The sequence below is a fragment of the Clostridia bacterium genome (genome assembly GCA_035628995.1).
GTDB lineage: Bacteria > Bacillota > Clostridia > Lutisporales > Lutisporaceae > BRH-c25.
In genome coordinates this window covers 156,614-183,228 of the sequence record DASPIR010000010.1, presented here as the reverse complement: position 1 = coordinate 183,228, position 26,615 = coordinate 156,614, and the positions used below count along the sequence as shown (strand labels likewise).

29 protein-coding genes, 1 pseudogene and 1 riboswitch are annotated in these 26,615 nt (G+C 37.9%); of the genes and pseudogenes, 27 read left to right on the top strand and 3 right to left on the bottom strand.

What is annotated here, in order from left to right; translation table 11 throughout:
• Nucleotides 1–31: 31 nt before the first annotated feature.
• From VEB00_03700 to VEB00_03605, 20 genes are all read left to right on the top strand, one after another.
• Complete coding sequence (locus VEB00_03700) at nt 32–361, top strand: metalloregulator ArsR/SmtB family transcription factor (protein ID HYF82118.1); 330 nt, start codon at nt 32–34, stop codon at nt 359–361.
• A gap of 36 nt (nt 362–397) precedes the next feature.
• Entirely contained in the window at nt 398–796 is a 399-nt protein-coding gene (locus tag VEB00_03695; GenBank protein HYF82117.1) for a VOC family protein, read from the top strand.
• 193 nt (nt 797–989) lie between these two features.
• Nucleotides 990–1,853, top strand: a complete 864-nt coding sequence (locus VEB00_03690; protein ID HYF82116.1) for a sugar ABC transporter permease — start codon at nt 990–992, stop codon at nt 1,851–1,853.
• Between the two features lies 1 nt (nt 1,854).
• Nucleotides 1,855–2,682 (top strand): carbohydrate ABC transporter permease, encoded by an 828-nt coding sequence (locus VEB00_03685; GenBank protein ID HYF82115.1) that lies wholly within the window; start codon nt 1,855–1,857, stop codon nt 2,680–2,682.
• A 19-nt stretch (nt 2,683–2,701) separates the two neighbouring features.
• On the top strand, nt 2,702–3,979 hold the full coding sequence (locus tag VEB00_03680) for an ABC transporter substrate-binding protein (GenBank protein ID HYF82114.1): 1,278 nt from the start codon (nt 2,702–2,704) through the stop codon (nt 3,977–3,979).
• Between the two features lie 9 nt (nt 3,980–3,988).
• A complete protein-coding gene (locus tag VEB00_03675) occupies nt 3,989–5,122 on the top strand; it encodes an ROK family transcriptional regulator (GenBank protein HYF82113.1) in 1,134 nt (377 codons plus the stop codon).
• Entirely contained in the window at nt 5,115–6,515 is a 1,401-nt protein-coding gene (locus VEB00_03670; protein ID HYF82112.1) for a phosphoglucomutase/phosphomannomutase family protein, read from the top strand. The genes VEB00_03675 and VEB00_03670 overlap by 8 nt, the downstream gene beginning before the upstream one ends.
• Nucleotides 6,516–6,538: 23 nt before the next feature.
• Nucleotides 6,539–8,836 (top strand): phosphodiester glycosidase family protein, encoded by a 2,298-nt coding sequence (locus VEB00_03665; GenBank protein HYF82111.1) that lies wholly within the window; start codon nt 6,539–6,541, stop codon nt 8,834–8,836.
• A gap of 7 nt (nt 8,837–8,843) precedes the next feature.
• Nucleotides 8,844–9,692 (top strand): PP2C family serine/threonine-protein phosphatase, encoded by an 849-nt coding sequence (locus VEB00_03660; protein ID HYF82110.1) that lies wholly within the window; start codon nt 8,844–8,846, stop codon nt 9,690–9,692.
• Between the two features lie 130 nt (nt 9,693–9,822).
• A complete protein-coding gene (gene recQ, locus VEB00_03655) occupies nt 9,823–11,988 on the top strand; it encodes a DNA helicase RecQ (protein ID HYF82109.1) in 2,166 nt (721 codons plus the stop codon).
• 64 nt (nt 11,989–12,052) lie between these two features.
• Nucleotides 12,053–12,424: a GGDEF domain-containing protein gene (locus VEB00_03650; protein ID HYF82108.1), complete on the top strand. Its 372-nt coding sequence runs from the start codon at nt 12,053–12,055 to the stop codon at nt 12,422–12,424.
• Between the two features lie 284 nt (nt 12,425–12,708).
• The gene (locus VEB00_03645) at nt 12,709–12,936 is read left to right on the top strand and encodes a DUF1858 domain-containing protein (GenBank protein HYF82107.1); all 228 of its coding nucleotides are present in this window, start codon (nt 12,709–12,711) and stop codon (nt 12,934–12,936) included.
• Nucleotides 12,937–12,949: 13 nt separating this feature from the next.
• The gene (locus VEB00_03640) at nt 12,950–14,176 is read left to right on the top strand and encodes a DUF438 domain-containing protein (GenBank protein ID HYF82106.1); all 1,227 of its coding nucleotides are present in this window, start codon (nt 12,950–12,952) and stop codon (nt 14,174–14,176) included.
• Between the two features lie 271 nt (nt 14,177–14,447).
• Nucleotides 14,448–16,517: a methyl-accepting chemotaxis protein gene (locus VEB00_03635; protein ID HYF82105.1), complete on the top strand. Its 2,070-nt coding sequence runs from the start codon at nt 14,448–14,450 to the stop codon at nt 16,515–16,517.
• 312 nt (nt 16,518–16,829) lie between these two features.
• Entirely contained in the window at nt 16,830–17,009 is a 180-nt protein-coding gene (locus VEB00_03630) for a hypothetical protein (GenBank protein ID HYF82104.1), read from the top strand.
• 165 nt (nt 17,010–17,174) lie between these two features.
• Entirely contained in the window at nt 17,175–17,360 is a 186-nt protein-coding gene (locus tag VEB00_03625; protein ID HYF82103.1) for an aspartyl-phosphate phosphatase Spo0E family protein, read from the top strand.
• Between the two features lie 108 nt (nt 17,361–17,468).
• Complete coding sequence (locus VEB00_03620) at nt 17,469–18,335, top strand: amidase domain-containing protein (protein ID HYF82102.1); 867 nt, start codon at nt 17,469–17,471, stop codon at nt 18,333–18,335.
• Nucleotides 18,336–18,471: 136 nt separating this feature from the next.
• Entirely contained in the window at nt 18,472–18,696 is a 225-nt protein-coding gene (locus VEB00_03615) for a spore coat associated protein CotJA (GenBank protein ID HYF82101.1), read from the top strand.
• Nucleotides 18,697–18,715: 19 nt separating this feature from the next.
• Nucleotides 18,716–18,988, top strand: a complete 273-nt coding sequence (locus tag VEB00_03610; GenBank protein HYF82100.1) for a spore coat protein CotJB — start codon at nt 18,716–18,718, stop codon at nt 18,986–18,988.
• A gap of 3 nt (nt 18,989–18,991) precedes the next feature.
• Nucleotides 18,992–19,567, top strand: coding sequence for a manganese catalase family protein (locus VEB00_03605; protein ID HYF82099.1), 576 nt, complete (start codon nt 18,992–18,994; stop codon nt 19,565–19,567).
• Between the two features lie 350 nt (nt 19,568–19,917).
• On the opposite strand, the gene VEB00_03600 is transcribed toward VEB00_03605, so the two are convergent.
• Nucleotides 19,918–20,268, bottom strand: a complete 351-nt coding sequence (locus VEB00_03600) for a hypothetical protein (protein ID HYF82098.1) — start codon at nt 20,266–20,268, stop codon at nt 19,918–19,920.
• Nucleotides 20,269–21,251: 983 nt separating this feature from the next.
• On the opposite strand from VEB00_03600, the gene VEB00_03595 reads away from it, so the two are divergent.
• The 5 genes and pseudogenes from VEB00_03595 (at nt 21,252) to VEB00_03575 (ending at nt 23,633) form a co-directional block, all read left to right on the top strand.
• Complete coding sequence (locus VEB00_03595; GenBank protein HYF82097.1) at nt 21,252–21,473, top strand: hypothetical protein; 222 nt, start codon at nt 21,252–21,254, stop codon at nt 21,471–21,473.
• A 50-nt stretch (nt 21,474–21,523) separates the two neighbouring features.
• Nucleotides 21,524–21,921, top strand: a pseudogene (locus tag VEB00_03590) (manganese catalase family protein).
• A 585-nt stretch (nt 21,922–22,506) separates the two neighbouring features.
• Complete coding sequence (locus VEB00_03585; protein HYF82096.1) at nt 22,507–22,851, top strand: hypothetical protein; 345 nt, start codon at nt 22,507–22,509, stop codon at nt 22,849–22,851.
• Between the two features lie 151 nt (nt 22,852–23,002).
• Complete coding sequence (locus VEB00_03580) at nt 23,003–23,155, top strand: hypothetical protein (protein HYF82095.1); 153 nt, start codon at nt 23,003–23,005, stop codon at nt 23,153–23,155.
• A 43-nt stretch (nt 23,156–23,198) separates the two neighbouring features.
• The gene (locus tag VEB00_03575) at nt 23,199–23,633 is read left to right on the top strand and encodes a M15 family metallopeptidase (GenBank protein ID HYF82094.1); all 435 of its coding nucleotides are present in this window, start codon (nt 23,199–23,201) and stop codon (nt 23,631–23,633) included.
• A gap of 33 nt (nt 23,634–23,666) precedes the next feature.
• Here VEB00_03575 and VEB00_03570 read toward each other — a convergent pair whose 3' ends face one another.
• A complete protein-coding gene (locus tag VEB00_03570; GenBank protein HYF82093.1) occupies nt 23,667–23,966 on the bottom strand; it encodes a hypothetical protein in 300 nt (99 codons plus the stop codon).
• 509 nt (nt 23,967–24,475) lie between these two features.
• Between VEB00_03570 and VEB00_03565 the strand changes: the two genes are divergently transcribed.
• Nucleotides 24,476–24,925, top strand: coding sequence for a response regulator (locus tag VEB00_03565; GenBank protein HYF82092.1), 450 nt, complete (start codon nt 24,476–24,478; stop codon nt 24,923–24,925).
• A 10-nt stretch (nt 24,926–24,935) separates the two neighbouring features.
• Here VEB00_03565 and VEB00_03560 read toward each other — a convergent pair whose 3' ends face one another.
• Nucleotides 24,936–25,133, bottom strand: coding sequence for a heavy metal-associated domain-containing protein (locus VEB00_03560; GenBank protein ID HYF82091.1), 198 nt, complete (start codon nt 25,131–25,133; stop codon nt 24,936–24,938).
• Between the two features lie 119 nt (nt 25,134–25,252).
• Nucleotides 25,253–25,427, top strand: a riboswitch (cobalamin riboswitch).
• Nucleotides 25,428–25,540: 113 nt separating this feature from the next.
• On the opposite strand from VEB00_03560, the gene cobT reads away from it, so the two are divergent.
• The gene (gene cobT / locus VEB00_03555; protein ID HYF82090.1) at nt 25,541–26,614 is read left to right on the top strand and encodes a nicotinate-nucleotide--dimethylbenzimidazole phosphoribosyltransferase; all 1,074 of its coding nucleotides are present in this window, start codon (nt 25,541–25,543) and stop codon (nt 26,612–26,614) included.
• Nucleotide 26,615: the final 1 nt, after the last annotated feature.

Sequence of the window (26,615 nt, the reverse complement as noted above, 5' to 3'; positions counted from 1 at the left end):
ATTTTACGTAAAAAGATGGGTGATAAAAATGATGGATACCTATCCTAAACATGATGTATTTCAAGCAATAGCAGATCCTACCCGCAGGGAGCTGCTGAGTCTGCTTGCTGGGAGAGAGCTGCCGGTTATGGAAATAAGTGAACATTTTCCTATGAGCCGTACAGCTGTTTCAAAGCATTTGCATATTCTGAAGGATGCAGGTCTTGTAAGTGAAAGAAAGATTGGAAGAGAGACACGATACATGCTTCAACCGGAACCCCTTCAGGAGCTGAAAAGGTGGCTTTCATATTATGAGAGGTTTTGGGACAACAAGCTGTCTGCATTAAAAAGCTTCGTGGAAGCTAAAGGGAAAGACAGCTAAATACTATAATACATATAAAAAAAGGAGATAAAGCAAATGAAAAGAATTGTACCAGAGATTTTTGTTATGGATTGTAAAGCGGCGCTTGAATATTATAAAGAAGTATTTGGCGGAGAAATAAAGAATGTGCAGATGGCTGACGGAAAAGAAATGTTTAAAGGCTTTGAAGGTAAGGTAATCCATTCGGAGCTTCACATTAATACTGATTGCGTGCTGTATCTTTTAGATATTCTCAGCGGCGATAGAACATCAGGTAATGCGAACCTATTATTAGAGCTTGACAGCGAAGAAGAAATCAACAGAATATATGCGGCATTAAGCAAAAATGGAACTGTGAAATATGAGCTGCAGAAAACCTTCTGGGGTGCTTACCATGCAGTAGTGATCGATTGCTATGGCAACACATGGGGCTTGAATTATACACTTAAGCAATAATAGTATAAAATGAACTCGTCGCTTGCGGCGAGTTTTTTTGTTTGTTTTTTATTAGTTTAGCTTAGGGGTCAATGAGTAAAAACTTTAATTCTTATATTAATCAAATGACTTGAAAAATATATTGACACAGAAGATGGAAAAGCTTACAATCGAATTAATAAAACGATTTGATTAATTGGGGGGGAGTGTAGTCTTGAACAAACGGGTATATACTCCATACTTGCTTATAGCTCCGACTTTTATTCTGTTTGCTATATTCTTCTTAATACCATTATTCTATTCATTCATACTCACTATGTTCGAGTGGAATGGTTTTTCAGTAGATAAAACCTTTGTAGGCTTCAGCAATTATATAAGATTATTTGGTGATGAGAAGTTTATTAACGCATTAAAAAACACCTTTATATATTTAGCTTTTACCGTTCCCCTATCTGTAAGCATTTCGCTTGTGCTTAGCTACTTAATGAACGAAAGCTTGAAGGGGTTTCAGATATTGAAGGGAATCTACTTCCTGCCGCACATCGTGTCACTAGTAGCTGTCGGTGTGGTATGGGCATGGATATTTCTCCCGGATAGATATGGGTTGTTGAATTCAATATTATCTGTATTTGGAATTGAAGTGAAAACTTGGTTGGCAGATCCGGATTTAGCTATGGCAGCGCTTGTTGTAATAGGTGTCTGGAAAAGCATCGGCTACAATATGGTTATATTTATTGCGGGATTACTGACCATTCCCAGGACGCTTTATGAGGCTGCTGAGATTGATGGTGCCAACAGTGTACAGAAATTCTTTAGAGTGACACTGCCTTTACTGAAACCTACAATATTTTTCGTTATGGTATCAAGCAGCATATACTCGTTGTTTCAGATATTTGATATTGTCAAAGTCACAACAAATGGCGGGCCGATAGGCAGAACAGAAATGTTGGTAACCTACTTATATAAAGTGGGATTTGTTGAATATGAAATGGGATATGCATCTGCTATTGCCTTTGTTCTGTTTATATTGACTGTGTTGATTACAATAGTCCAAAAGAAATTTGTTGAGGAGAAATAGTATGAAAGATATTAAGAAGGTATCAAAATATGTCATTTTATACGGATTGGCAAGCATGATGATATTGCCATTTTTATGGATGCTGTCTACGTCCTTTAAGCCTTCAAATGAAATATTCACAATCCCGATAAAATGGATACCAAGTGAGATAAATCTCAATAACTATAAAAAGGCTGTAACGAGTTTTCCTTTTATAAGATTTTTCATCAATAGTTTAATTGTAACAGCATTTATAATTTTTGGACAATTGATAACATCTGTAATGGCAGCGTATGCTTTTGCAAGAATGGAATTCAGGGGTAAGAATATACTCTTTATACTTCTGCTGTCCGGATTAATGCTGCCGGCTCAGACGATTATGATACCAATGATATTAACTTTAGAAAAGTTGAGTCTGTTGAATAAATTGGCTGGACTAATAATTCCATTTGCTTGGAGTGCACTGATTGTATTTTTGTTAAAACAATTCTTCATGCAGATACCGAAAGAAATCGAAGAAGCTGCAATAATCGATGGATGTACTACTTTTCAGGTTATTACCAAAATCATCCTACCGATTTCAAGACCAATTCTCGCTACGTCTTTTATATTAATCTTCATTTATGCCTGGAATCAGTACTTCTGGCCCCTACTGATTGTCAGTAAGGAAGAATTATATACCTTGCAGTTAGGACTGGCTTACTTTAGGGAAATAAATGCGATAGAAACAGACTGGGGTGCATTAATGGCAGGAACTGCGCTGACATTGGTGCCGGTAATTATCGTGTTTATAATATTCCAGAAAAAAGTTATAGAGAGTATAGCCTTTTCTGGGGGAAAAGAACAATAAATTTAAAGGGGGATTCATCGTGAAAGGAAAAAAACCAATTGCCTTAATGTTAGTATTAGTACTAATATTATCACTATCATTAGCCGGATGCGCTAAAGAGGCGACCGTGGCTAATGCACCTCAGGAAAAGACAGCTGTTGAAGCAGCTGAGCCGGTGGTTGTCGAGTTCTGGCATGGCTATGCCGCGGATAAAAATGAAGTGCTGCTTGAAATGATTGAGAAATATCAAAGTGAAAATCCAAATGTAAAAATCAATCCCAAATTTGTTGCTAATGGCGACGAAATGCTGCAAAAGGTTCAATCTGCAGTACTTTCCAATCAAGAGCCCAACCTTTTATGGGGTTACCCAACCTGGACAGGAGTTTTGGAGAGCTCAGGAAAGCTGGTTGAGGTTGGAGCAATCATGGATGATGCTTGGAAGAACGACATTCCTAAGGGGCTCATGGAAGCAGGCATGTACAAGAATAAAATCTACTCCGTTCCGATTGAAGCAGGGACACTTTTACTTATATACAATAAAGATATGTTCAAGGAAGCAGGGATAGAGAATCCCCCAACTACATGGGATGAGTTATACAACACCTCCAAGAAGCTGTCAGACGGGAAAAGATTCGGGGTTTGGCTGCCCATTGCACCAAATGAGAGAACAGCATGGACTTGGGAATGTTTCTTGTGGCAAAACGGGCAGAGTATATTGAATAAAGAAGGCAATAATATAGGTTTTAATAATGAAAAAGGGTTGGAAGCGCTGGACTTCTATACAAAAATGATAAAAGACGGATATGCACCTATTGCTGTAGGACAGGATCCGTTTATTGACAAACAAGTTGCAATGGCAATCGGTACACAAGGCGCAGCAAACACCTACATAACCAAACAGAAAATGAATGTCGGCGTAGCTATGCTTCCTGGTAAGGATCAATTGGCTAGCGGTCTCGGATCCAACCACTACTTCATATTCAAGAGTGATGAAAAAGTGCAGCAGGAAACCCTGAAGTTCATGAAGTGGATGACAACCGGTGAGAATCATGCAGAGTGGGCAATAAGAACCGGTTATCTGCCTGTGGCAAAGTCTGCTAGGGAGAGCACCAGGTATACAGAGTTCGGAAAAGAAAACCCGCATATGATTGAAGCAGCTAAAGTCTTGACCTATGGTGTAGCTCGACCACCAATTGAAGAGTATCCTAAACTTTCATCCGTTATTTCTGAAGTAATACAGAAAATTGCATATAAAGAGATGACAGTTGACGAAGGCATGAAAAATATCGCTGATAAAGCAAACGATATATTCAAATAAGAGGTAGATATGAATAAAATTACTAGTCCAGACTTAATGAAAATCAACAACAGGAGAAGAATTTTAGAAATAATTTATTCTGAAAAAAATATTTACAGAGCTCAGATTGCTGAAATGACAAACATGTCAAATCAAACGATTACAAATCTGGTCAAAGAGCTAATAAATGAAGGCATGGTTGAGGAGATTACTTTAGAAAACAAAGCACTGGGTCGGAACCCCATGGCTCTGTCTATCAGGTATCAACAGCTATGCTCCATAGGGGTTGAAATTTCTGTAGAATCAATTAATGCAGGCTTATATGATGCTGCAGGTAATGAAATAAGTAAATTGAACATTATGAGAGATATGAACAGAAATGTAATAGATGTTTTGAAAGAAGTAATTGATAAGATTAGTAAGAGTGCTGAAAATTTGAGAATCCTGGGCATAGCAATTAGTATAGAAGGAATAGTTGATGACAAGAATGGAGTAGTAATAAAATCTAAGAATTTAGGATTGGATGGAATCAATGTTTTATCTGAACTGGAGTATTTGGATATTCCAGTTCAGATAAAAAATGACGTTAATATTCTGGCTGAAACAGATTACGGAAGAGAACAAACAAATAATTACATGCTAATAAAACTCGGTGGAGGTATCGGTGCAGCACTGGTCCTAAATGGAAATTTACTGAGGAGCACTAATAATGCCGCTGGGGAATTCGGCCACGTCAGATTATATTCTATTGACGGTCCTAGGACATGTAAATGTGGTCAAAAGGGCTGCTTAACAACCGAAGCATCTATAACGGCTATTGAAGAAAAGACTGGTATGACGATTGAGGAGTTAGCGAGACTTTACAAAGCTGGTGATTCAAAGGCCAGGAGCATTATTAAAGAAATAGCAGGATATATTTCTGAGCCATTGACTAATATCATAGCTATATTGGACCTGGATAAAGTAATATTTACAGGCAAGCTAGTCCAATACTTCGGTGATGGGCTGACCAGCATGCTTGAGGAAAATATCAATCAAAATCTCAACAAGTGGAGTTCATTCAAGGGGATAGGAGTGTTGAGTGACTATAATATCACAGGCAGATGCGCTCATTATGTAGTCAATAATTTCTTCTTGAAGTGGAAGGATGAGACCTATGATTAAATTCGGCACTGGTGGTTGGAGAGCAATAATTGGAGACGAATTTATCAAATCCAATATTGAACTCTTGGCACAATCCTTAGCAGACGAAATAAACGATCATGAGCATGGAAAAGAAATAGTAATAAGCTACGATAGAAGATTTTTATCCAGAGAAGCTGCTACATGGATTAGTCAGGTATTAACAGCAAATGAGATAAAAGTATATTTTATAAACAGCGTTTGCCCGACACCTATGACAATGTTCACTGTCAGAGAAATGGGTGTGGATTTTGGAATAGCTGTAACGGCAAGCCACAATGCTGCTTTATATAATGGAGTTAAAATTATACTAAAGGGTGGAAGAGATGCATCAATAGAATTTACAGATAAATTAGAGGCTAGAATGACAAGTATAGGTGCGATAAAATCTATCAGCTGTGAAGAGGCTAAGGACAAAGGTCTTATTGAATATATTAATCCCGAAAATCGGTATATTGATGGCATATTAAATTGTATTGATGTGGATGCAATAAAGCGAAAAAATTTGAAGGTTGTTGTAGACCCTATGCACGGTGTATCTGCAAAATATCTTCAGACAATTTTATACATAGTTAGATGTGAGTGTAAACTCATTCATGATTGGCACGACACACTTTTTGGTAAAAGAGTACCATCTCCGACATTGGAGAGTTTAGGGAGATTGAAATATCACGTTCTGAGTGGTGACTATGACTTGGGTATCGGTTCTGACGGTGATGGAGACCGACTCGCTGTATTTGATGAAAACGGCGAATTTATACATCCTAATATGATTCTATCATTACTTTATTATTACTTGTTAGAGTATAAAGGGATGGTGGGTCCGGTTGTAAGAAACATGTCCACGACTCACCTGCTGGATAAAATCGCAGCTTCATACGGACAAATTGCTTACGAAGTGCCGGTGGGGTTTAAGCATATAAGCAATGGTATGGAACAGCATGGTTGCGTTATAGGTGGAGAGAGCAGCGGAGGTCTGACAATTGCAGGACATATAAGGGGTAAAGATGCAATATTCGCAACGGCACTATTTTTAGAAATGATATCAATAATTGACAAACCTGTCTCGGAGCTTATTAAGAATCTTGAGAACAAGTATGGCAAACATTTCTTTAGAGAAAATAATATCAGCTTAGACAAATCAATGAAAGTGCTACTTGAAGACCTGATATTCAAACAAAAAGCTTTGCCTGGCTTTGATTATGAAATTGAGAAAACAGATTACAGCGATGGATTAAAAATATATTTTAAGAACAGTTGGTTAACTTGCAGATTTTCGGGGACCGAGCCAATGATTAGAATATTTGTAGAATCGATAGATGAATATGAACTTGAGAATATAGAATCTAAGTTTAAAGAGTTTATATCTAATTAAATGATTGTAATGAGGGGTAAGCCATGTGTTTTATAGCGAATAATGATTTTATCAAGGGAAGCTTTAGCAGAGGAAAATTCGAAGGTTATTCCAAGATAAAGCAATATCAATATAGAGAAATAATTGCAGATATGACAACTGAGAACCGTTTTGTAAAAGACGGTTTTTTAGATACGCTAAAGAGCAGGGGTTTGATTGAACAAAATATCTATGATGAATATATTGGAGAGTTAACAAGGTTTTTTAAAAAACTGCCGGATATGACTGATAAAACTGATGAAGAAATATATTCCGATGTTATAAATTATAGAAGAAACTTATTAGATAATGGTTGCCGCCAATATATTGATGATATGAAAGCGAATTATTATAAAAGAGAGGTCGACCATCTTGCTATAACAGGAATTGATCAGAGTGATATTTTAGATAGTCTCTATGATAAGACTAAAAACATATACTTCATAATTGATGATTATACTTATGTGGGGGCGATGATTGAGCTATATAAAAAAATCAAGGAGTATTCAGATAATATTTATATCATAGTAAAAGAGGAAAGATGTATTCATTCTATGGTTACAAAAAATGATCTGGAGTGTTATTTGAAGGTTAGGTCAGAAGACATTCCAATAGACGAGTTGAATCTTATAGTTGATGATTATTATTACTATGGATTTGATATGGACCAGATCCAATTAATGAGTTCAAATGACATTTTAATCGGTTTTGGTGAGTGGTGCCTGGCATCCTTTAAGAAATTAAATGTGGAAGCATTTGTATATTGCCGTTCCAGTGAATTGATGACCAGAGCCTTAACCAATTCAATCGATGAAGAAGAGATACATTTCATATATATCCCAAGGGGATACGATATGATAAAGCATGTCAGCCTGGTGGAAAAAACTGCATTTAACTATAGAATGTCAGATTGGATATATAATCAAATTGGCATGGAGGCATATCAAAGAGACCTTGATACATTATTGGGGGAGTTCCCATCTATTTTTGTTAGTTCCAATTCCGATAAAGTGCTGGATTTAGAGTATGAATGGACAGGGATCAGCAAATCAGATTTCCGTGATATACCACAGCAATTAATAAAAAGGTACATCAAGAAAAAGCATGACTATTTAGATATAGATGATTATGTCTATAAAGACAGGTTTGGGAATGATATCAGGGTGAACTATGTTAAACTTGATAATTCAAAAGATTTAAATATATCAATTAAAACATGGAACAACGCAATGAATCCAAGAGCATATTTTAAAAATCATGAATATGGAGATTGCCTGGTATCTAATTTTATGTTTTTTATAACACTTAAAACCATAGAGATGTACAATAGCTTAAGAAAGTCAAGGGAAAGGGAAAGAATCTACAGGTATGGCTGGCATATTGATTATAAGCTCGAAAGCAATATATATGGAAGGCACGAGACATTTCCTTTATACAACAAGGCAGCAATTGGTAAGAAGAAAAACGGTGCAATCGAATTTTTCAGAAAGACTTTAAAATCAGGTAAAGTAATTGTAAATAATGTTGAAATAAAATGGCAGGAATGTGACATTAACAGCGATACAAACGGGGATGTCACACTATACACACCATTTGTCATGGAGAATGGCCATAAAGAGTACAACCATTATCGCAAAAAAGTCGGGGAAAACAGAGTAAACATAATATGTGTAGATGATTCCATCACATGTATTAGAAAAGGAGATGTCATATTACCCAGCATTGGCGTTGTTATTTCACTCAGTTTGGAAAGATGGGATTTATTATTTCCTGATATGAGCTGTGATTCAGATGGTTATTTTGATATCGGGCAGACTCATTTTGATTTATACTTATATGACTATGATGAATATGAATGGTGTTATGGCGGGGGTATGTTCCTGATTTATGACGGCATGGAATTTGACACAGAGAAAAAGCTTAGGGATGAATTGACCTGCGAGGGTTGGCTGACACAGCTATCGATGCAGACTCAGGAATCAGAAATACACAAAATAGAAAAGCACCCAAGGACAGCAATAGGATTGACTAAGGACAATAAGTTTTTCACGCTGGTCTGTTCTGGAAGGAACAAGAGAAGTGCAGGGGCGGATTATTTTGATTTAATTGAAATATCCAAAATATTGTTTGGTGATGTTGAATACCTTATGAACATAGATGGCGGGGCATCATCTTTCCTGGCTTATACAACTCAAAAGGAGTTGTTTGAATTAAATGATATCGCTTATTCATATAGTTCATGTGCTGGTGTTGTCAGATCAGTAAATTCCATAATGGTAACTGATCTAAATGGTGGTGAATAGTATTAAAATGATAATTAAAGAGACATATTCAATTAAGGGGAATAGTAATGTCAACGAAGATAGGATAGGTTGCTTTAAAAACTACATTTGGTTAATGGATGGGGTTACATGTCTGTCGGATTCTAAGACAGGAGAATTATCTGATTCCAAATGGTTTGTCGATAAATTCAGTGAGGTATTAGTTCAAAACCTTGATGATTCAAAAGGACTAAAAGAAATCCTTAAAGAAACGGTAATTAAAACCTATGAAGCTTATAGGACTGCGACGAACTATCAAGTAATAGAGAAAAATCAATACCCTTCCAGCAGCCTAATAATTATCAGACAAAAAAGCAGCCAACTTGAATATTACTTATTAGGGGATTCCACATTGATTATAAAGAATGGACAAGAGGCTATACATCTAACACAGGACACATTAGGTGAATTTGAAAAGTTTATTCTAAAGAAAATAGACCACACACGCATATCTCAAAACATAAGCTTCGAAGAAGCTAGAAAAGCACATACTTTAGAAATCCTTGCAAAGAGGTCACATAGAAATGAAGAAGGCGGCTATTACATACTAAGCTTTGAACAGAATGCCTTGGATTATGGGCAGCAAGGGGAACTGGAGATTCTTCAGCCTCTGCACTTTTTAATGATGAGTGACGGCTTTTCCAGATATCTAGACCTTTTCAACAGAGTTGAAAACAGCTTTGAATTCATAGAAAATGTCCTGGAACGAGGATTATCAACTATTGGTAAGGAGCTTTACGAAATTGAAGAATATGATCATGACTGTACGCGTTATCTAAGGTTTAAGAAGAGAGATGATACAACTTGTATATATGGCACTATAGAAGCGAGTATGTAAATAAAAAAAATTTTTTAACTCACCAGAAATGGCGAGTTTTTGTTTGTTTACAGTTTTAGGAAAACGTAGTAGAATATATTAAGAACATATGTTTGCAGAATAATTAAATAAGACAATGGGAGAAGGTACTATGCAGGATAAAACGCTTCAAATATTGCAGGAATACTTCGGATATTCCACATTCAAGCCAGGGCAAAAGTCGATAATTGATAAAATATTGAGCGGTCATGATGTGCTGGGCATTATGCCTACCGGAGCAGGCAAGTCTCTATGCTTTCAAATACCTGCACTTGCACTTGAGGGAACAACAATTGTCATTTCACCTCTCATTTCCCTCATGAAGGATCAAGTGGATACTTTGAATGAAATGGGTATTAAGGCAGCATTTATCAATAGCTCACTAAGTACGCAGGAATATCGGAGTGTGGTTGCAGGTGCGAGAGCCGGAGAGTATAAAATGATTTATATCGCTCCTGAAAGGTTGGATACCGAGAGCTTCTGGGAGCTTATTTCGGGGATGAGCATATCTCTTGTAGCTGTGGATGAAGCACACTGCGTCTCTGAGTGGGGGCATGACTTTAGACCAAGCTATACGAAGATAGCCGATATGATAGCAAAGCTGCCCAAACGCCCAACTGTAGCCGCGTTTACAGCTACTGCGACCCCACAAGTTAAAAATGATATTGAAAAACTATTAGTGCTTAAAAAGCCTTATGTTTTAGTAACGGGATTTGATAGAGAAAACCTGTATTTTGAGGTGGACAAGCCTAGTGATAAATTCGGATTCCTCATAGATTATGTTAAGAAAAACACCGGCAGTTCAGGTATTGTTTATTGCTCAACCAGGAAGACCGTCGAGAGTGTATGGGAAAAGCTTAATAAAAAGGGTATCAGGGCAACTCGATACCATGCAGGACTTAACGACAGTGAGAGAACAGCAAACCAAGAGGAATTCATTTATGACCGGGCACAGGTTATTGTAGCGACAAATGCCTTTGGAATGGGTATTGATAAGTCCAATATCCGATATGTTGTCCACTATAATATGCCAAAGACCATGGAAAACTATTATCAAGAGGCAGGCAGATCAGGCCGGGATGGAGAAAAAGCCGAGTGTATTCTGCTATATAGTGCAGCGGATACAGTTATGAATAAATTTCTTATTGAAAATAGTGGGGAGAATACAGATAAGGCCAGTGACTATAAAAAGTTGCAGGAAATGGTTGATTACTGCAACACAGATAGCTGCTTAAGGGGATACATATTAAACTATTTCGGGGAGCAGGATATACAGTCAGAATGCGATAACTGCGGAAATTGTGTATGCAATACTGAACAGACAAATATAACTCTGGAGGCACAGAAAATACTCTCTTGCATCAAAAGAACTGGCGAGAGGTTCGGAAGCGGTGTGGTTACTGATGTATTGAAAGGCTCGAATTCTGGAAAGTTAAAAACCATGGGTTTCGATAAGCTGACAACCTATGGTATTATGAAGGATTATTCAAAGGAGACAATCAAAGAAATTATCGCATATTTGATTTCGGAGGGCTTTATAGATATAAAAGGCGAGAAATACCCAGTGCTTGCCTTGAATGCAAAAGCTAACAGCCTGCTAACGGATAGCGACCAGCTGCATATAAAGCGCTTAATAGCAAAAGAGCAGCCCAAAGCACAAAAATCAGGGTTCAATATAGATAAAGAGTTATATGAAATATTGCGCCAGCTAAGAAAGGAAATAGCTGATAAGCAGGGTGTGCCGCCCTTTGTGGTATTCTCAGATGCAACCCTGAATGATATGTGTGCCAAGCTGCCGACAACCGGGGAAGCAATGCTTGATGTATCTGGTGTAGGAAAGTTCAAGCTTGAAAAGTATGGAGAACGGTTTATAAAATTAATAAATGAGTATATCGGTGAGAAAAATATTATAGTACCAGAGATTAAGCCGGCAGAAAGGGAAAAAGGCCGCTCTGCAAACGAACCGAAAAAGGACTCTCGGCTTGTTACTTATGAGATGTATACCAGCGGTAAATCACTAAGGGAAATTTGCGAGGAACGAGGATTATCACAGGTGACAATCGAAGGGCATCTGATTGATTGTTTAGAAAAGGGCTTGTCCCTTGAATATGAATGCTTCATTCCAAAGGATATGGAATCAGAAATTATGCAGGCAATCGAAACCTATGGTGCTGAAAAGCTAAAGCCGATAAAGGACGCTTTACCTCCTGTGGTTACTTACACAGCGATAAAGTTTGCCATATGGAAATATAAAAGCACCTCGGGTCAAGCTTTATAGAGACTCAAGGAAAACTTAGAAGCGGAACTCGTCGGAAACGGCGAGCTTTTTCTTTTTCAAAGATATCAATGATGTGCATGGCCATCCTGTTGGTGATCTTGCACTGCAAAAGGTTACAAAATGTTTGTCTGATGTCTGTCGACCTTATGATTATATAGGCCGCCAGGGGGGTGAAGAATTTACTGTCTGCTTGCCGAATACAGGGCTGGAACAGGGGAAAAGAATAGCAGAACATATGAGAAAAGCTGTCTTTGACCTGGATATAAATCTATTGTATCTCAAGGAACCAATAAAAATAACTGGGAGCTTTGGGGTGGCTTCGTGCATTCCACGAGAAGGGGAAAGCATTGACAAGCTTACAAGGCAGGCAGATAGTGCAATGTATAAAGCGAAAGAAGAAGGCAGAAATAAGGTTTATGCTGCTTGTGAAGATTAATGCAATAAAGAGCTCGTCGAAACGACGAGTTTTTTTTATTGAACAATGTTCTGAAAGTGATAAATTCTACCATTTAATATGATTTAAATCACATATATGAGAAATATAATATGCTAATATGAAATTACTGGAAAATACATCAATATCAATACTTAAGCATAGAGAGGGCAAATCTAATAAATCATGTTAAAAATGCAAAGAATAGCCATATTGGACAATTGAAAGGAGGCTATCTGGCGGCAGGGCATGGTTTGGAATCTGATTTAGGGTAAGGAGCTGTTGGTATGTCAAAGGAAATTGATTTAAAGAAGACAGTGTATGAGCTTTCACGAGAGAACCCGGAAATAGTGAACATCATGAAGGAATTAGGTTTTGAGAGCATAGCCAATGAGGGCATGCTGAATACCGCTGGACGTTTTATGACTATTCCAAAAGGAGCAGCAATGAAAAGCATAAGCTTGGAAAAAATAAAGCAGGTGTTTGAGAGTAAAGGATATACTGTAAAAGATTAAGGAGTGATATAGAATGAGTGAAATCATAAACAACCGAGAGTACAGGCAAAAGATATTGAAAGAGCTTATTATGGAGCTGCATGCAGGTAAAACTGTTGAAGATGTAAAATCAAGGTTTGAAGAGCTTATTAGGGGGGTATCCGCCTCAGAGATATCAGAAATGGAGCAGGCCTTGATTATGGACGGTATGCCTGTGGAAGAAATACAAAACCTTTGTGATGTTCATGCAGCGGTTTTTAAAGGTTCAATTGAGGATATTCATAAGGTGCAAAGACCGGAGGAAACACCGGGGCATCCGGTGCATACCTTCAAGCTGGAAAATAGGGAGCTGGAAAAGCTCATAAACGAAAGACTGAAGCCCACTTTAGAGGAGTTCAAAACAACAGACAGCAAGGAGAATATATTTAAAACCCTGGAGATTATCAATTTACTTCTGGATATAGATAAGCACTACAGCAGGAAAGAAAATCTTCTGTTCCCCTATATGGAGAAGTATGGTATTACAGCTCCTCCAAAGGTGATGTGGGGTGTGGATGATGAGATAAGAGCTGCTATAAAGGGAGTAAAAGCAATGCTTCAAAGCTATAATGGGGATAAGGAGCAGATTGCTAAGGACGCTGAAGAGGCAGCGAATAGAGTGATTGAAATGATATTTAAGGAAGAGAATATCCTTTTTCCAATGGTTATGGATACCTTGTCAGAGGATGAGTGGCTGGTGATTGAGGACGAAAGCGATGAAATAGGCTATTGCCTTGTAGGGCCACAGGGCAAATGGAAGCCTGCCAGGACTAACCTTGTAGAAAAACAGAACCAGACAGGACAAAGTGTGACTGATGGTAATTTGAAATTTGAAACAGGGCTGCTGACGGCAAAGGAAATTAACTTGATGTTCAACAACCTTCCACTGGACATTACTTTTGTAGATAAGGACGGTGCGGTCAAATACTTCTCCCAAGGCAAGGAAAGAATATTCCCCAGGACCAAGGCTATTATCGGAAGGCAGGTGCACAACTGCCACCCACCGGCAAGTGTTCATATAGTTGAAAAGCTGGTGGAGGACTTTAAAGCAGGTAGAAAAGATCATGAGGATTTTTGGATAAAGATGGGCACTCTTTTTGTATACATCAGATATTTTGCAATAAGGGATGAAAACGGAGTATACATGGGCACCATGGAAGTGACACAGAATATAAAGCCGATACAGGAATTAGCAGGAGAGAAAAGATTGGTGTCGGAATAAAAAGAAAAATCGTGACAAGGAGTCACGATTTTTCTTTGCTTTACGGCTATAATATCTTGCTGTTTAATCATACATATAAGTTAAATTGTCAATTAAATGTCGAATCTTGACATTTATAGCATAGACTGTATATAATAAAAATAATTGTATCTTTTAAAGCTATATAAGTTTTTTATTGTAAAACATTATAAAGGCAAACCCGATGAAAAGATGAAAGGATGTATTGAGAATGTTATCCTAGTCAATCAAAATTAGAGGGGGAATACAATTTATGAGGTTTAATTTTTTCAAAAAAAAGCAGCAGAAAAGCAAAATAGCTCATAATAGAGTACACATTTCAATAGTTAACAGTATAAAAACCAAAATGATCACTCTAATGGGTTTGCTGCTATTGTTTGTATGTATAGGATTTGCAGTAACATCATACTATTATTCTTCGAACGCCCTTACTAATCAGGTCAAGGAAACATTGCCCATAGTGGCAGAGCAGTCTGCAAAGGTTCTGGAAAGCAGGATAAATGGAAACCTTTCAGCACTGAAATCGGTTGCGTCCAGGTATGAAATAGTGGATATAAATGTCCAAATGGATGATAAACTTAAAATATTGTATGAAGAATCAGCAAAGGGCCTCCATAGGTGGATGGGTATTGTATCAAAGGATGGAGTACTCTACCCAACAAATGGCAGCTCTAGAAACGTAAGCGACAGTGATTATTTCAAGCGGTCAATGAACGGCGAAAATGTTGCAACTGAACCGTTTATCGATAAAGACATTAATGCTATACAGATTGTTTATTCGGTACCGATATTTTATATTGGCGAAGTTGTCGGAGTTCTTGTTGCTGCAAAAGATGGATTTGAGCTCTGCGATTTTACAAAGGATATAACCGTTGGAGAGTCCGGAAAGTCATTTATAATTGATGAGCATGGTACAACCATAGCTAATATCAACAAGCAATTGGTCTCTGACAAATACAACATCTTTGAACAGCTTAAGAAGGATACCACGCTCCAGTCTCTTGCCAACATAGAGGAAAAGATGATTAAGGGGGAAGCCTCCATCGGTGAATATGAAGATGGAGGGTTAGCTAAGTACATCGGATATGCACCTATAAAAAACACTAAATGGTCCATAGGGGTGGAAGCACCCAAGAGCGAGGTATTGAAGCAATTGAACGGCTTGCAGGTTTCAATAGCCACAATGTCAATTGTGTTTGTACTGCTCAGTCTTGTTTTTGCTTTCATAATATCCGGAACTATAGCAAAACCAGTAAAGTCGGCAGTTGAACATCTAAATATCGTTTCCTCTGGAGACTTTACGAGGGAATTACCCAAGAAGTTTATTAATAGAAAAGATGAGTTCGGAGTTCTGGCAAAATCCATTGATACGATGCAGAATTCTATTAAGGATGCCGTTAATAGCGTTAAAGCTGAGGCATCGAATGTTAACGAAGTTATAGACAAAGCCATTGGTAATATATCGAGCCTTGGGGAGCAGATTGAGGATGTGTCTGCCACTACCGAGGAAATGTCCGCAGGAATGGAAGAGATGGCTGCCTCTGCGGAGGAAATGAACGCTACCTCTGCTGAGATTGACAGGGCTGTTGAATCAATAGCGGCAAAAGCCCAGGGCGGTGTTGTGGCGGCAGGAGAAATAAGCAATAAAGCCAAAATACTCAGTGAAAGCTTTGCAACATCACAGCAAAGCGCAATGAAGGTTCTTCACGAGGTGAAGGATAAGCTGGAAAAAGCATTGGCAGATGCAAAAGCTGTAGAGCAGATAAATGTTCTAGCAGATGCAATATTACAGATTACAAACCAGACCAACTTGCTTGCCTTAAATGCTGCAATTGAAGCGGCTAGAGCAGGAGAGGCAGGGAGAGGCTTTGCGGTAGTTGCTGATGAGATAAGGAAGCTTGCGGAAACTTCCAACAAGACCGCAGTGCAAATACAGGAAATTACAAATACTGTAGTCCAGTCGGTGGACAATCTGTCAGATAGCTCCAACAATCTTCTGAACTTTATGGTTACAGATGTGAATAAGGATTATAATACTATGCTCGATGCCACAGGGGAATACAAGAAGGATGCTGAATTTATTTCATCCCTTGTTAATGATTTCAGTGCAACTGCGGGAGAATTGTCAGCGTCGATGGAGAGCATGGTCACCGCTATAAATGAAATAACAGCTTCCAACAGTGAAGCGGCAGAGGGAACACAGAGCATAGCACAGAAGACGATTGTTATAGTTGAACGCTCTAATGAAGTGCTGGCGCAGGGCAGTAATACCAAAGACAGCGCTAAAAACCTCATGGAGGCCATGTCAAAATTTAAGGTATAGCTAAATTGTTAAAGAGAGGCAGGAAGTTTCCTGCCTTTTTTTTATATGTGGGTTTTTGCAATAAGTAAGGATAATTTTCATTTTCTGTAATAAAATTAGCATATATTTTCATAGATTAATATTGCGAAAACAAATTAACATAATTGTACTATTCCACATCCAAATATAACGCACAAAAGGAAGCTTTGTGTGATTATATTGCCTTGATTCATTCTCGCAGAAACTCATTTATTACTTTGTGAATTATTTCTGCGATTTATATAGGAGGTGAAGTGCAGTAGGGTTGAAGCAATAAAACAAGGAGGAGCAGTATTGGAAAAGTATTCTGTAGATAAGAGTGATTTGAAGCACTGCATAATATCTAAAGTGGATGAATTGGTAGAATGTGTGCAAATGCTGGGCAAAGCAGAACTATTTCAGATTACTGTAAAATATATTAACGGAGAATTGATAACTAGCACCGATTTTATGGACTTTAAGACTTTAGGTTGATAAGCTGGAGGCATCATTTGATGCTTCCAGCTTTTATTTGGAGATGAAAAAATATATTAAATGATAACAAATACATATTTGTACAATGTAATTTTGATGGTATAATACTGATTGTTAGTTTTTAAAATAATACTACTATTTATACTAAATTGAAAGGTGCAAGAGATGAAGAAATTAATGGAGCAGAAGGAAAAGATAGAGGAATTGCGAATAATATTGAATGATCTCATTAAAAAGAAAGGAAATCTGCAAGATAGTGAAATAATTAGAATAAGCGGGCTCTTGGATGAGCATTTAGTTGAATATCACAGGTTGTTAAACGGGAAAAAGGAGTGTAAGGAGAACCTGTAAGCTTTTGGGTGACGGTATTTTGGGAGGCGTAAGAGATGCTCATGAGTTATTATTTTCCATCAATGGGAATATAATAATTTATGGGCATTTTGTTGTGGAGGGATTTCTATGTTTGAAGGCAGTGCAAATGTTGAGGATGCTGACAGGGGGATACACGACGAGGTATTCATACAAAGCATAGACAGGAAGGAAAGGATAAAAAGGTTTCTCACAGCAAAGCTGGGGATAGATGATGCCAGTTCAAGGAATGAAAGACTTGCTGCCGAGATGCTGGAACAGCTCTTGCGGGAAGAAAATCCACTGGTGGATGAAATCCTGGAGGATGTTGTTATTTTCCTCTGTGAGTTGGAAGAGGTCGACTTTGATAGACCGGACTTTGAAAGCAGGGGTGAAAGAGCGGCAAATAGCTTCTATGATAGGTCAAAAGCAAAGGACTATATTGATAAATACTGGAAAAGTTATAATCCCGCTTATCCATCCTTCCATCAAGGAGGCGGAGATTGTACAAACTTCGTTTCGCAAGTGCTGTATGCCGGAGGAATGCCTTGGGCAGATGACAGAAACCCGGCAAACCACAAGAAGAGTGTCAACTGGTATTGTAAGCCTGGTGCCACCAGTAAAGACAGTGAGAAGCGAATAACCTTCTCCTGGAAGGTAGCGGCGGTGTTCAAGGCCCATTGGATAAATAGGGCTGAAGTACATAGAATATACAGCTATACAGAAGCGATACAAAACATGAATAATATATCCAGGGAAGTATTTTTGGGTGATATCGTACAATTCTGCTATTCCAGCGGTGTACCTTATCACACTCTGGCTATAACCGGATATAACAGAGATCCTGAATATAATGTAAGAGATATTGTGCTGGCATCCCATGATATAGACTCAAACAACCGCTCTCTTTACAGGACTATGCTCAAGTATCCTTCAGATTATAAGCTGAGAGTATATAATATTAAAAAAGGGCGATAGGGCAATGAATATAATCTACCCTTCGGTGTGAACTGAGGGGTAGATTATATTTTTTGCATTAGCCCTATATGGCATGTAACACATTGGCAGGCAGATGAATAATATAGAAGGGAAAACGTATAAAGGAGGGTTAATAATGACCAAAAGCTATACCTATGACCATGAGTACAAACCTGAAATGCTTGTAGCTCCACACTATAAAATACCTGTAATGGGGCCTGAATTCAAATTAGCAGAAGCGTATGTGCCTTACCAGGTGCTTCAGAAGGTTTATGAGCCAATGAAAGGCTTGATGACGGGTACTATATTCCCAGAGTTGTACAGACCTTATATAAAGATGAAAAAAGACAGGGAAGATTGAGGAAAGGGAGGTATTGGAGATGGATATAAGCAGAGATAGACTTGAGATGCTTAAGGAAATAATGGCGGTTGATTTCTCTTTAGTAGAGCTTAACCTTTATCTGGACACACATCCGATGGATCAAAGAGCGCTCAGGCTCCACAATGAATATGTGATAAAACATAAGATGCTTAAGGAAAAGTATGAGAAGGACTATGCGCCGTTGACACATAGATTCACAAGTGATTGCCCATGGGAATGGATAGAGGAGCCCTGGCCCTGGGAGATTGACTATGAGATGGGAGGTAAGTAATGTATGTGGATTTATGAAAAGAAGCTTGAATTCCCAGCATGGGTTGAGGGCTGCGATCTAAAAATTGCAAAGCTGCTCTTTGCTCAGTATGGTGGTCCCGATAGTGAACTATCAGCTGGCATAAGATATCTGAGTCAGAGATATACAATGCCTATACCTGAAGCAAAGGCAGTGTTGACAGACATTGGAACAGAGGAAATGGCCCATTGGGAAATTATAGGCACTCTGATATATAAAATAATAGATAGGGCTACACCGGAAGAGCTGGAAAAGGCAGGGCTGGGGCCTCATTACATCCAGCATGGCCGTGACCTTTATCCTCATGATGCAGCAGGTGTGCCATGGACAGCAGCATATATACAGGCCATTGAAGATCCGATTACAAACCTCCATGAAGATCTTGCTGCAGAGCAGAAAGCAAGAACAACCTATGAGCATCTTATAAATTCCACAAAAGACAGAGGAGTAATAGAGACACTGAGCTTCTTAAGGGAGAGGGAAGTGGTTCACTTCCAGAGGTTCGGTGAAACTCTTAGAATGGTGCAGGAGCACATGGATCATATGAAGCATAAGAGATAGTTGAGGGGGCTTTTAGCCCCTTTTGTTTTACTTTAGTGGGCGTGCTTCGTATATAACCTAACAATCTTTGTACCTGGCACTTATCTCCTATAAAACCTGGGAGCATCAGGGAGAGTATACGGAGGTTCCTTTTGATGATTGCTTGCCAGCTCCAGGATGGATAGAGACTGTTGATGAGCTTATGAATTACGGCTTTTGGGAGCCAGAGGAATATAAATAGGATCTGTGAGGTAATCAACTATGCTGAAAAATATATGGATCTAAGGTTTTGTAGTGTAATTTAATAAAAGAAACCTACCTTTTATAGTAAGTTTCTTTTATAAGTTTCCTATTTCAGAATTTACTACTGATTAATGGTGACAGTCATTATTATAGATTAATTCAGTATCAGTATATTCATCATAAACCGCATTACAATTCCCGCAAAATATAACATGGTAGTTAGTTTTGGTGGCATGGGAACAACCCTCGCGCCTTAAGTGGGTATAACAATTAAAATAATAAGTTACAAAGTTTGACACATCAGTACTTACCATCTCTTCGCCTGGATAAGGATTTTCACAGCAGACGATAGAAGCTGGGGCTACGGAGCCTTCATCAGTTGTACTACTATCTGAAGCACTAACAAGCATCCCAAAGGAACTTGTTAGCATAACTAAAATGAGGAGAACTGCTATTTTTTTAGTATTATAGGTTTTCATTTGTTTATACCTCCTTAGTATTTGTTACAACAGGTATCTGAAATAGGAAACAGGGTAAACACAGTTATAAAGTAATAAGAAGGACTAAGTTTATAAGAAACAAAATTAATAAAAACTATGGATTAATTTATATTATATTACGAAAAATTACAAAATATGTAATATACGGATAAAACCACATTATTATTATATAAACAACATATGTAAAATATGGAATACATTTCATATAAAGGAACTGACTTTCCATATATAGCATAAATGAATTAGCTGAACAAACTGAGAAGGAGTAAATTTATGAGGATTGGAAATGAAGAAGTCCCTGAAAAAGAAGGATATGTAAAACCCCAAAAATAAATTCACAGTTCATGATTATTTGATAACAGAAATAAAAAGCGAGATAAGTATTATCTCGCAAAAAAATTAATCAATTATTTCTGTTGATTTTGGTTAGCCTGTTGCCATGCTTGCTGCCAGGCTGCAGCATTACCATTGTTGCTACCATTTCCATTGCCGCTATTAGATCCGGAGTTTGGCTGTCCTGACGTTGAACTGTAAGTCGGGTGAGGCGGGGTAGGTGGTTGTGCAGGTTTTATAGCGTCCTTACCCATAGTATTATACCTCCTGTAACGATTTAGGTTTTAGTAAATGTATATTTGGATTTGTCCTAATTTATTACAGGTTGTAAATGTAGATAATATCATCCAAAAGGATGCAAAAAAGGTCTATCCAACTATGAATAATCCTGCTTCTATAGAATACACTTTCAGGTGTGAAACCAAAATTGGCGGCATGAAAAAAACATTCACTTTGATATTCAATAATCAATTATGCAGATGGTATATGTTCATTCAATAAAAGAGTATAAATGTACTATCAATATGATAAAAGTGGCTTAAAACCAATCGTAGTAAGGATTTAAGCCACTTTTATGTTTTAGTTTATAATTTGTACAGTTTAGTCATATACATTACTGAGGTGGTTTTATGAGCGAGAATAATTTGGGAAATATTGATTATGATAAGCTTGGTAACAGCATAGCAAAAGCTTGGCATAATGAAAAGGAAGCAAGAGAAGCTGCTAAAGCCGAAAAAGAAGCTAAAGATAAAGAGAAAGAAGCTTTTAAGAAGAACTTGACCCAAATTCTATCTGGTGGGATTATCTTGATTCTGCTTTGGATATGCTTTCGGTATATAAATAGCTTTTAGAAAAGAACCAAACAGAATAAGAATCATTTATAGAATTTTATTACGTACATCTTACTGGAACCGAAGAAATGGCTCATTGGGAAATAATAGCAACTCTTATCTACAAGATAGTAGATAGGGCAACACCTGAGGAATTGAAGGCAGCTGGACTGGGAGCCCATTATGTCCAGTACGGTCATGACATTTATCCTCATGACGCTGCAGGAGTGCCGTGGACTGCAGCATATATACAGGCAATAGAGATCCTATAACAAACCTCCATGAAGACCTTGCAGCAGAGCAGAAGGTAAGAACAACCTATGAGCATCTAATAAATTCCACAAAAGACAGAGGCGTAATAGAGACACTGAGCTTCTTAAGGGAGAGGGAAGTGGTTCACTTCCAGAGGTTCGGTGAAACTCTAAGAATGGTTCAGGAGCACATGGATCATATGAAGCATAAAAGATAGTTGAAGGAGGGAGCGAAGCCCTCCTTTTTTTATAATATTAGTATGTAGAAAATTATTGTTTTCTATATTGTCATTTATTTACTTATGTACAACACGAGCTTTATAAAACTGTTTTCCAAGTGAGGTTACATAAATAGAACCACTTTTTATATCAGGAGTTTTTTTAATCGTATTTGTTATGAATTTACAAATATATTTTGTAGTTTGGTGATTAATTAACAGATCATAAATATTCGTATCAGTAACATATGTGTTTTATGAAATTTCTAACAAACCTAATCTGTTAAGATTATCAACATAGCGGCAAGATAAATCTTCATAAGAGCATTCCGCTTTCTCAGCCAATAAACTAAAATTTGTTTAATAGTATAAAAATGCCCGTTTGAATCTGTACCACATACAGATATAACGGGAAAAGTTTTTGTCAAATAGTTTCTAGTAAAATAATCTAGTATAAAAATTCGGGATATTTATAAAGATAGAAATGGGGCAATCTTATTATGTAGAATATTGGAAATATTAACACAACTAATGAAAATATTGTAGATATTTGGGAAAAACTCTGAAATGCGGAGGAATAATAGTATGGGTGCAAAAAATAAAGTTATTGCCGGTGATTACTTATATGGCAGTGTCGGTACTTTCTTTGGATCAATAAACATATCATCAGGTTTTAAAGATTACCCTATTAATAAAGATACTGTAGATGAATATGAGGTTGTTGATGAGGTAAAGAGAAAGAGTGCTGCAAGTGCAGTCGGTAGAGGCCTTGTAGGAGGGTTAGTTCTGGGTCCCGTAGGATTGTTAGCAGGATTATCAGCAAAGTCTAAAGGAATACATGTTGTTGCATTACAGTTTAAAGACGGCAAGAAAAGCCTTATAGAAATTGATGATAAAATTTATAAAGAATTAATAAAGAAGTTATTTTAGCTGAGAGTACTTTGTCAATATAAAATATACCTCACATGCGTTTTAAGCCATTTCTGAAACTAACAGATATTATTTCAACAATGATCAGTATATTCTGTATAAAGCATATAATGTGTTAAAATATAATTGATAACATCATGGAGCAGAAGAAATGGCCTATTGGGAAATAATAGGGACACTTATATATAAGATAGTGGATAGAGCAACTCCTGAAGAACTGAAGGCTGCAGGAATGGGACCGAACTATATACAACATGGCAGAGAACTGTATCCTAATTATAAATGGCTCATATATATAGAGTAGGAGATGTACAAGCTCCAATCTATTTAGAAGAGTGGTGAAAATAGTGGTCAATAGCAAAAAAATTGAGGACTTGCATCCGGTAGTACGAGAACTCTGCAGAAAACATATCGAGGCCTGCAGGAAGCGAGGGGTAGAAATGCTCGTAACGAATACCCTGAGAGATTTGGAATACCAACAGTATCTATATTCTCTAGGGCGTTCAAAGCCTGGGAGTATTGTTACAAACATGAAGCTTATTGGTCCCCATGGTTTTGGTCTTGCCTATGATGTCGTGCCAGTTGTAAAAGGCAGGGCTGTATGGGATGATAAGCACCTTTGGGATATCATTGGCGAAGAGGGGAAAAGGTTAAAGCTCACTTGGGGAGGAGATTGGAAGTCTATAGTAGACAAGCCTCACTTTGAGTATACGGGTGGACTGACAGCAGCACAACTCAGAGCGGGAAAACGCCCATCATGGTGGGAAACAAAAAAAGAATAAGAGGGTCTCCCTAATGGGAGTCCCCCTTTCTAATTAGCATCTGCAGTCATTTTTTGCTTCAAGCAGTTCGCTTAATATTGTTTCGCAATCAACGATTACCTCGCATATGCAGTGGATATCTACGAACTTGAATTTGTCATGGCAGCGGAATACTGCAAGGTTGCCTATTACAGATACTATTTCTACGTTTTCCTGAACACAATCGTCACAGGTGTTGAGTATGATAGTAGCCCTGTTATTTTCATCATCTACCAGTAGGCACAGTAAATCCCTAATGTTATCCGGAAAGTGTCTTATCCTGAAATCCTTATCTTTTCTGCAGTCTTTGCCCATTTAATTCACCTCCTAAAAATTTGAGGATTATAGATTTGCCATTTTATGCCTTCTCAAGAAGCCATAAATCTATTTACAGGAGATGAGTTAAGATTTTATATTCCCTCCTGTTTATACCTCTGATATCATAATATTAATTAGTACAAATAATGTGACAGCTAATATATAATGGACAAAAACTTTTTTGTACACTTATATTATCTTAAGCATTATCGCAAAACATTTATTATTCCTATTTAATCATTTTTGCGATTTTAATGTTCAAAATAATATTTTTTTAGGTATTGATAAATGCTATTATATAGTGCATAGACAAGGAGGGCTTATATGGATTACAGAAGATTGATATCGGATACTGTAAATAATATGGGGCATTCCGAGATAGATAGAATTTTTGACATGGCTGCCAGGATGGAAGATGTAGAATATGTAAGAAAAAGCTGATATAGTATAAGTATATATATATTCATGGCAGTACCGGTAGAATATGTTAACAGGAGGCTGGAGCTATGGGCAGAGTGCTGATAGTAAACGACAGCAGGTTTGAAAGTATGATTCTGAAGGATCTATTAAGCCAGTTGGGCTACAACGTAAGCATAACTGACGAGTATGATGCTGTAAAACAGGTTCAGAGCTTTTCTCCTAATGTCGTACTGGCAAATTACGTGATGAAGGATACCTTTGGAGATCGGCTTATAGAAAAGATTAAGTCACGTAACCCCGAGATTTTGTGCATATTGACCTCTAACAGCATTATCAACCGTGACAGCCTGAAAAGCAAAAAGGTTGACGCTATATTGAAGACACCTGCAAGCAAGGAAGATATGGAAGGTATGCTAAACAAATTATCTAGTGGCAGCAAAACTTCAGTGGACGGCGAAATTGAATTAAATGAGATTAAAGATACGATGGAGAAATGGAAAAATAGAATTTCAAAGAAAAAGCAGTTTACGACGTAAACTGCTTTTTTTAATGACGCACACTTTTGTATTTGCTTATTGCATTAGCAATCTTTTCGGTGTTAAGGTTATCCTCATACTCAACTGTTATTGTATCGGCTACATCGTCTACTCTCACTGCATGAATGCCATCCATGGATTGGAGTTCGCCTCTTAGACTTTTGATATCATTGCTGCTCTTGAGATTTTCCACATGAAATTTAGTCACATTCAAAAAAATCACCATCCTATATTAGCTAATTGCAGTTTTCTGATTATAGTATGTTTGATTAATTGCATATTATACATTGACTGGGTTTTTCTTTATATATATAATTAATATGGTAAACTGAATAATAATCATATGGTGCCCTTATGGGTTAAAAGGGAAAACGGTGTAAAACCGTTGCAGCCCCCGCTACTGTATGTGGGTATGAAATCCGACAGGCCATTGTTCTGCGAGAAGGCCGGAGAGTAAGAAGATCCACAAGCCAGGAAACCTGCCTATGATATATTTTCTACCTTCGGAGGGAGGGGAGGAGGATGTTTAATTTATTAGATATTTTCCCGCTCCCACGTGTTTAAGTTGGACAGCGGGTTTTTTAATTCGCAATTTTAATAATAAGGAGATTTGTTATGAAATTATTTGAAAAGACTAGAACAGGAATTAAGCCAGCATGTGAGGACAGTATGAGAGAAGCCGCTGAAAGGCTTGATAAGCTCGCAAAGCCTATTGGAAGCCTTGGCAAGCTGGAGGATTTGGCAGTGAAGATTTCCGGGATGACTGGAAAGCAGAACAACAGCTTTGAGAAGAAGGTTACAATAATAATGGCAGCTGACAATGGCGTAGTGGAAGAGGGGGTAAGCGCCTGCCCTCAAGCGGTGACTACAATACAGACAGTAAATTTCCTGAAAGGCGTTACCGGTGTATGTGTGCTGTCAAAACATGCCGGTGCCGATATCAGGGTAGTTGATATAGGAGTTGCAAGCGACTTGGTATATCCGGGACTGATTAGCAGAAAAATAAGAAAAGGCACCTCCAATATGGCAAAAGGCCCTGCTATGACCAGGGAGGAAGCAGTAAAAGCCATCGAGACAGGGATTGAAATGGTATCACAGCTTGTTGGTGAGGGCTACAGCCTTTTTGGAACCGGTGAAATGGGAATTGGAAATACCAGCACCAGCAGTGCAGTTGCAATGGCTTTCCTGGGCTGCAGCGCTGAAGATGCAGTAGGAAAAGGTGCAGGGCTGACAGAAGAGGGCTATAGCAGCAAAAAGTCTGTAATTGAGAGGGCAATCAGCGTAAACAAGCCAGACCCCAAAGACCCCGTTGATGTGCTATCCAAGGTCGGCGGCTTTGATATCGCGGGTATGACGGGATGTTTCCTTGGTGCGGCTTACCACAGAGTGCCTATTGTTATAGACGGGTTTATTTCTGCATCGGCTGCACTGGCAGCATTTAGAATTAACCCACTTGTAAAAGATTTTATGATACCTTCACACTGTTCTGAAGAACCAGGGTATAAGCTTGCAATGAGCGAGATAGGGCTCAAGCCTATGTTGGATCTTAACATGAGGCTTGGGGAAGGAAGCGGCTGTCCCCTTGCCTTCAATATCATTGAAGCGGCGGAAGTTGTAATATCTGAAATGGCAACCTTGGAAGACGCTATGATAGGAAGCGATTTTCTTGTTGACATAAGGGAGAAATAGT